The following is an 8,841-nucleotide window of genomic DNA, read 5'->3' as shown; positions in this document are numbered from 1 at the left end:
CACTGGAGCGGTCACCCGAGTTGATCGTCGCGCTTCTGGCGGTCCTCGAGGCCGGGGGCGGGTACCTCCCGATCGACCCCCGTTACCCGAGTGCACGGACCGAGTTCGTCCTCGCCGATGCCGCACCACTGCTGATCCTCACGGATACCCCCATCTCGAGAACACTGCCGGACAATGACAAACCCCGGATACTCCTCGACGTCATCTCGGACGGGGACGGGCACGCAGAGGGATTCAGCCTCGACGACCGTGATCGCACCACACCACTGCGACCGGACAATACCGCGTACGTCATGTACACCTCCGGATCAACCGGCACCCCGAAAGGGGTCGCCATCGACCACTCCAATGTCATCAACCTGGCGTTGCACGGATGGCCGGACGGACCCGGTGAGCGCGTGTTGCTGCATTCGTCGATGGCGTTCGATGCGTCCGCGTACGAGTTGTGGCCGGCGCTGCTCGGCGGAGGCCAGGTGGTTGTCGCTCCGCCCGGGCCACTGGACATCGACGTGCTCGCGCGGGTCGTCGGCGCGGCTGGTGTGACGTCGATGTTCCTGACGACCCCGCTGTTTCACCTGTTGAGTGATTCGGCGGACCATGCGCTGGGAGCACTCGACCAGGCATGGCAGGTGGTCACCGCGGGCGATGTGTTGTCGCCGAGCGCTGTCCGACGCGTCCTCGCTCGCCATCCGCGGATCACGGTGGTCAACGCGTACGGGCCGACGGAAACCACCGTGTGTGCCACCGCGTACTCGATATCGGGGTCGAAGGGGTTCGACGACCGGGTCAGCGTGCCGATCGGAGTGCCGATCGGTAACGCCCGCGCGCTCGTCCTGGGAACAGGGATGGTGCCCGTCCCGGTGGGTGTCGTCGGGGAGTTGTATATCGCCGGATCGGGGGTGGGCCGCGGGTACATCGGTCGCCGGGGGTTGACGGCGGAACGGTTCGTGGCGTGCCCGTTCGGCGAACCAGGCTCACGGATGTACCGCTCGGGTGATCTGGTGCGGTGGACGACCGACGGTGTCCTGGACTTCGCCGGCCGCGCAGACGAGCAGGTGAAGATCCGCGGAATCCGGGTCGAACCCGGAGAGATCGACACGGTGCTGGTCTCGCACCCCGCGGTGGGATCGGTGGTGACGGTGGACCGGGTAGGTCCGTCGGCGCAGAAGGTGCTGGTGTCATATGTGGTCCCGGCGCCCGGGGCCGAGGTCGACGTCGAGGCGTTGCGGCAGTTGGCGGCGGGTCGTGTACCGGACTACATGGTGCCGTCGGCGATCGTCCTCGTCGACCGGATACCTCTCACACCGGTCGGCAAGTTCGATCGCGCCGCACTCCCCGATCCTGATCTCGCATCCGGCACTCCGTATCGGGCTCCACGATCCATTGCCGAGCAGACATTGGCGGCGGTGCTGGCCGACGTTCTCGGGGTCGATCGGGTAGGTGTCGACGACGACTTCTTCCGGCTCGGCGGGGACAGCATCATGTCGACCCAGGTGGTGTCGAGGGCGCGGGCTCGAGGCGTGCTGGTGTCGGCTCGAGACGTATTCGAGCGACGGACCGTCGCCGGGCTGGCCTCCGTCGCGAATCCGATGAGGGACGAAGACACTGTCATTTTCGAGGACGTGCCGTTACCGAGTCCGACTCCGGAACAGTTGTCCGCCGTCGAGGCGCGGTATCCCCAGGCCGTGGAGGTGTGGCCGCTCGCACCGCTGCAGACAGGTTTGGTCTTTCACGCGATGTTGGCGTCGGAATCGACGGATGTGTATGCGGTACAGACGGTGCTGGGTCTGTCCGGGCGGGTGCACGCCGACCGTGTGAAGGCTGCGGCGCAGGCGATACTCGATCGCTACGCGAATCTGCGGGTCGCGTTCCTCACCGACGTGGTCGAGCCGGTGCAGGTTGTGCTCGAGGGCCTCGAGGTGCCGTGGTGGGAAGCCGACGTCAGTGGTGTCGATGCCGGGGAGCGAGACGGCGAACTCGCGCGCCTTCTGTCGGACGATGCGGCGGCCGGATTCGACCTGTCGGAACCGCCGCTCCTGCGCTTCGGGTTGGTCACGATGGGCGACGGAGACTTCCGGCTGGTCTTCTCCTACCACCACGTATTGCTCGACGGATGGTCCATGCCGTTGCTGATGCGGGAGATGCTGACCGTCTACGGTGCCGGCGGCGACGGCGCCGTGCTGGAACCCGTGGTCTCGTATCGCCGGTACCTCGGGTGGCTCGCGACTCGGGATCGGCAGCGGTCGATTCAGGTGTGGGAGGAAGCGCTCGACGGCGCGGAGCCCGCTTTGCTCGCGACGGGCCGTCCGGAGTCGGCACGAGGTTCGTCGGTGCTACGGCGTGAACTCGACGAGGGCTTGTGGTCGGGGATGCTGGAGCTGGCATCTCGATTGTCGGTGACGGTGAACACTGTCGTGCAGGTCGCGTGGGCGATCGTGCTGGGCATGCATACCGGACGCCGTGACGTGGTGTTCGGCGCGACGGTCTCGGGCCGGACCGGACAGATTCCCGCCATCGAGTCGATGGTGGGCTTGTTCATCAACACGATCCCGGTGCGGGTCCGGGTGGACCCTCGGGAATCCATCGCCCGGTTGATGGCCCGGGTCCAGGCGGCGCAGGCGGAGTTGATCGAGCATCATGACGTTCCGTTACCGGAGATCCAGCGGGTCACCGGGATGGGGGCGCTGTTCGACACCCTGACGGTGTTCGAGTCTTACCCGAACGATCGGCGGAGCCTGGACTCCCTTCTCGAGTCGATCGGCTCCCTCTCGATTACGTCCTTGGATTCGTATGGAGGAACGAACTATCCGTTGACCCTCGCGGTGGAAGCGGGTGAGCGGACATCCGTTTCACTGTGGCACGATCCGGGTCTGTTCGACGACGACGAGGTGCGAGCGATCGCGGACAGGTTCCACCGGGCCCTGGAATCACTGGTGGCTACGCCCGAGGCCGCGACGGGAGACATCGACCTTCTCGCCCCGGACGAACGGAACCTGCTGGTTCCCGTGCGCGGCGCGCAGGCGGAGGCGGTCCGGACACTGCCGCAGATCCTCTCTGCGGCAGTCGCACACGATCCGAGTGCGGTGGCGGTCGTGTGCGGGAACCGCTCACTCACATACCGGGAGTTGGACGACGAGTCGAGTCGCATCGCACGGATGCTGATGTCACGCGGGGTCGGGCCGGAATCCGCGGTCGCCGTGGCCGTGCCGCGGTCGGTGGAGTCGGTCCTGGCGGTGTGGGCTGTGGCGAAGACGGGTGGGGCCTTCGTCCCGATGGATCTGTCGTATCCGGCGAGTCGGCTCGCGTACCTGATCACCGATTCCGCCACCCGTTTCGGAATCACGGTCGCCGAATGCATCGGTACCCTGCCGAGAAACGTCGACTGGTGGGTGCTCGACGATCCGGAGGCACGAGTCGAGTGGTCCACACGGTCCGCCGAATCGGTGACCGATGCAGACCGGATCACTCCATTGCGGGGCGATCATCCCGCGTACATGATCTACACGTCGGGGACGACGGGTGAGCCGAAGGCCGTCGTCGTACCGCACCGGGGACTGGGCAGTCTCGCGGCCGAGATGGCGGAGAGATTCGACGTCACGGCGGACGCACGTGTGCTGCAGGTGGCGTCGCCGAGTTTCGATGCCTCGGTGCTGGAGTATCTGCTGGCAACGGGTTCGGCAGCAACGATGGTGGTGGTCCCGGCGGGCGTGGTCGGCGGCGAGGACCTGGGACGCATTCTCGAGAGTGCGGCGGTGACGCACGCGTTCCTCACCCCCACGATGCTGGCGACGGTACCGGTCGAGCGGATGTCGTCGGTGCGATGCCTGCTCACGGGTGCGGAGGCGGTGCCGGTATCGGTGGTGGAGTCGTTCGCTGCAGGACGGCGAATGCACGACCTCTACGGGCCCACCGAGGCGACGGTGGCGGTGGCGGCCTCGACGCCGCTACAACCGCACGGTCCGGTGACTCTGGGCGGCCCGGTCCGGGGTACGTCCCTGGTGGTGCTGGACGCGTGGCTGCGCCCGTTGCCGGCGGGAGTGGCGGGGGAGTTGTATGCCGCCGGGGCCTCGCTGGCTCGGGGATATCACGATCGGAGAGGACTGACGGCGGAGCGATTCGTGGCGAATCCGTTCGGCGCGCCGGGCGAGCGGATGTATCGCACGGGCGATGTCGTGCGCTGGGTCGAGGGAGAGTCCGGTCCGGCGCTGGAGTATCTGGGGCGCAGTGATTTCCAGGTCACGGTGCGCGGCCGACGGATCGAGTTGGGCGAGATCGACGCTGCGCTTGCCGCGCAACCCGGGATCGGATCCGTGGTGACGGTCGATCGGAAGGGCCCGTCCGGGCAGACGGTGCTGGTGTCGTACGTAGTCCCCGCACCGGGGGGCGAGGTGGACACCAATACCGTGCGGACGGTGGCGGCGGGGCGCCTGCCGGAGTACCTGGTGCCCTCCGCGATCGTGGTGCTCGAGAAGTTGCCGCTCACACCGGCAGGCAAGCTCGACCGCAGTGCGTTGCCGGAGCCGGAGTTCTCGTCGAGCAGGGCGTTCCGGTCGCCGCGAACCGAGACCGAGAAGATCCTCGCCCGGGTGTTCGCCGAAGTGCTCGGGGTAGAGCGGGTCGGGATCGATGACGGATTCTTCGATCTGGGTGGCGACAGTATCCGGTCGATCCAGTTGGTTTCGCGCGCGAAAGCCCTCGGCGTGCTACTCACGCCGCGGGATGTGTTCGAGCACAGGACTGTCGGCAGTCTGTCCGAGGCTGCAGTCCTGAATCGCGATTCGGATCACGTCGTGCTCGACGAGTTGCCCGGTGGCGGAGTGGGATCGATGCCGTTGACGCCGATCGGGCGGTTCCTCCTCACCCGGGGTGGTGGGTTCCGCCGATTCGCGCAGACGATGGTTCTGGAATTGCCTGACGGTATCGATCGGGCCGGTGTGGTCGCCACCATCGGCGCTGTCGTGGTCCGTCATGACATGTTGCGGTCGCGTCTGGTGACCGATGGCGCCGGGGAGCAGACACTTCGGGTCGACCCGCCGGATGAGGTCGACGTGGACCGCCTGATTCGACAGGTCGCCTGTGATGACGCACCGGGCGATCCGGGGTGGCTGCGGTTGGCATCGGCCGAGCTGGATGCGGCCCTGGGGCGGTTGGATCCGGCGGCGGGCGTGATGGTGCAGTTCGTGTGGCTGGACCGCGCGTCCGGTGACGGCGACGAGTCGGCGGATCGTCCGGGCAGGCTGCTGGTCGTGGCCCACCACCTGGTGATCGACGGGGTGTCGTGGCGAATCCTGATCCCCGACCTGGCGGCGGCATGGGCGCGGGTGTGTATCGGCGAACGCCCGGTACTGCCGGCGGGTGGGACGTCGATGCGGCGGTGGGCACACGGGCTGGTGGAGGAGGCGCTGCGGCCCGGGCGCGTGGCCGAGCTGCCGTTGTGGCAATCGATTCTGGAGGGCCCCGACCCGGAGCTGGGTTCGCGCAGGTGCGACCCCGTGCTCGATGTCGCCTCTACGGTGCAACACGTGCGGACGCACGTTCCCGCAGATGCGACAGCGTCGCTGCTCACCATGGTCCCCAAGGCTTTCCGTGCCGGGGCCGGCGATGGTCTGATTGCGGGGTTGGCGATGGCGTTGACTCGGTGGCGCCGCCGTCGTGGGGTGGTCGAGCCGTCGTCGTTGATATCTCTGGAGAATCATGGTCGCGAGGAGCACGTCATCCCCGGGGCCGATCTGTCTCGCACGGTCGGCTGGTTCACGACATCGTTCCCGATACGTCTCGACATCGCCGGCGCCGATCTCGACGAAGCGTTCGCCGGCGGTCCCGCTGCCGGCATCGTGATCAAAGCGGTCAAGGAACAGGTGCTGGCACTGCCCGACCGTGGTATCGGCTACGCGCTGCTCCGGTATCTGAACGCGGACACCGCACCGGAACTCCAGAAGTATCCGGGCGCGCAGATCAGTTTCAATTATCTGGGGAGGATCTCGGCCGCGGACGTTCCCGCGGAATTGCGAGACCTCGGTTGGATGCCCGCGAGTGAGGGATCGGAACTCTCCGCGCCGATGGATCCGGACCTGCCTGCGATGGCCGAAGTGGACATCAACGCCATCGTGACCGACGGTCCGGATGGTCCCCGGCTTGGTGCCGTGTTCGGATTCCCCACGGGCGTGCTCTCCCGTGACGACGTTCAGGAACTTGCCGACCTGTGGTGCGACGCGGTCTCTGCACTGGCGCGGCACGTGCAGGGGCCCGAGGCCGGCGGGCTGACACCGTCCGATGTGCCGTTGGTGCCAGTGTCGCAACGCGACATCGAGTCGTGGGAGCACCGGTATCCGAGTGTGGTGGATGTGTGGCCGTTGACGGCGATGCAGTCCGGTCTGCTGTTCCACTCGGTTTTGGCCGGTGCGTCGTTCGACGCGTACACGACCCAGCTCGTTCTCCATCTCGGCGGGCGGGTCGATCCGGAACGGATTCTCGCTGTGGGACAAGCGTTGCTGGCTCGCCACGCGAATCTGCGGACCGCGTTCGTCGGCGATTCGGATACCGGCCCGGTGCAGGTCGTCCTCGACGCAGTCGCGTTGCCCTGGCGCGAGGTCGACCTGCGGAACGTTCCGGAGGGCACTCGCGACGGCGAGTTCGAACGTCTTCTCGTCGAGGATCAGGCCACACATTTCGACCCGGCGACGCCGCCGCTGATCCGATTCACGCTCGTGACGTTGGGACGGGATCGATTCGAGCTGGTGATCACCAATCATCACGTACTGCTCGACGGGTGGTCGATGCCGTTGCTGGCCGAGGAAATACTCGCGCTGTATGTCTCGGGCGGCGACGCCGCCGCGCTACCGAAGGCTACCGGGTACCGGAATTTCCTGGTCTGGCTGGCCGAGCGCGACCGCGCCGAATCTTCTCGAATCTGGGCGGAGGCCCTCGACGGGGTGGACGAGCCGACCCTGCTGGTGTCCTCGCACGCGAAGTGGGAATCCGCGTCGGAGGAAGTGCAGGTGACGGTTGACGTACCTGCGGACCTGTCCGCGAGGTTGTCGGTGCGGGCTACCGAACTGGGTGTCACGCTGAACACCGTCGTTCAGGGAGCGTGGGGGATTCTGCTCGGACAGTGGTGCGCGCGAGAGGATGTCGTGTTCGGGGCGACGGTCTCCGGCCGCCCGGCCGGTCTGGCCGGCGTCGAGTCGATGGTGGGCTTGTTCATCAACACCGTGCCGGTGCGGGTGCAGTCCGTTCCGGGCGGCACGGCTGCAGAGTTGCTGAGCCGGTTGCAGGAGCAGCAGGCCACCTTGTTCGACCATCACTACCTCGGGTTGACGGAGATCCTCGAGGCCGCGGGGGCGCGAGAACTCTTCGACACCCTGGTCGTGTTCGAGTCGTACCCGGTCGATCGTGCCGCGTTGGCGGCCGCAACCCCCGTCGACGGACTAGTCGTCACCGGTGTCCGAACGATCGACGCGTCGCACTACCCCATGACTCTGATCGCGAGAGTCGATTCCCAACTTCGGTTGACGGTGGCGTATCTGCCGAACCTGTTCACCGCCGCAGCCGTCGACAGCATCGCCCGGACGCTCATCCGCATCCTGCAGACAGTCGCGGACGACCCTCAGGTCGTCGTGGACCGTATCGACATCGTCGAACCGGGCGAGCGACGGTTGGTCTTGGAGACGTGGAACGACACCGCGGTCCCTGTGCCGGATGTGACACTTCCCGGCCTGTTCGAACGCCAGGCCGCTGTCACACCAGATGCGGTCGCCCTGACGTCCGACGACGAGCAGTGGACGTATCGAGAGTTCGAAGAGCGAGTGAACCGGTTGGCGCGGAGGCTGATCGCGCAGGGTGTCGGTCCGGAGTCTCTGGTCGGCGTCGCCGTGCGACGCTCGATCGACCTCGTGGTGGGAATCTACGCGGTCGTCACGGCGGGTGGAGCGTACGTGCCGATCGACCCCGACTATCCCGGCGAACATATCCGGCACATGGTGGAGTCCGCGGCACCGGTCTGCGTGTTGACGCGATCGACTGACCACACAGAGGTCCCGGGCATCACCGTGATCGAGATCGATGGCCGACAAGGATCTGAGATCGACTCCTCACCCGTCCGCGATGACGAGCGCATCAGCCCGTTGAGACCGGGCAACACGGCGTACGTGATCTTCACGTCCGGGTCGACAGGTCGACCGAAGGGGGTCGCAGTCAGCCACTCGGCGATCGTGAGCCAGTTGCTGTGGATGCGGGACCATTTCGGCTTCGATCACGATGACGTGGTGTTGCAGAAGACGCCCGCGACCTTCGACGTGTCCGTGTGGGAGATGTTCCTGCCACTGCAGGTCGGTGCGCGGCTGGTGATCGCGAAGGCCGATGGACACCGCGATGCGAGTTATCTCGCGGAGACGATCAGATCGGAGAAGATCACCACCGGCGACTTCTCTCCGTCGATGCTCGCAATGGTCCTGGAGCGACTCGAGCCGGCTGACTGCGACTCGCTTCGACGCGTCTTCTGCGGCGGCGAAAACCTGTTGGCCGCGACGGCACACCATTTCATGGAGCACAGCGGCACACCGTTGCACAACCTGTACGGGCCCACCGAAACGACCCTCCAGGTTTCCCACCATCGATGCGGCCCTTCGAATGACACGAGCGCGCCGATCGGCGCGCCGGTGTGGAATACACAGGTGTTCGTACTGAATGCGGGGCTTCGGCCGGTTCCGGTGGGTGTGGTGGGGGAGTTGTACATCGCCGGAGTGCAGTTGGCTCGCGGTTATCTCGGACGGACGGCGTTGACGGCCGAGCGGTTCGTGGCGTGTCCGTTCGGTGTGCCTGGTGCGCGGATGTATCGGTCGG

1 protein-coding gene is annotated in these 8,841 nt (G+C 66.6%); it reads left to right on the top strand.

Translation table 11 applies throughout. The features are described from left to right. Positions 1 to 8,841 (top strand): non-ribosomal peptide synthetase (locus tag P3H15_RS52045; RefSeq protein WP_276144501.1); only part of this gene is annotated, 8,841 nt, incomplete at both ends.

The sequence above is a fragment of the Rhodococcus sp. T2V genome, assembly GCF_029269925.1.
GTDB lineage: Bacteria > Actinomycetota > Actinomycetes > Mycobacteriales > Mycobacteriaceae > Rhodococcus_F > Rhodococcus_F koreensis.
The sequence above is the reverse complement of the archived record's forward strand: the minus strand, read 5'-3'. Positions and strand labels throughout refer to the sequence as shown.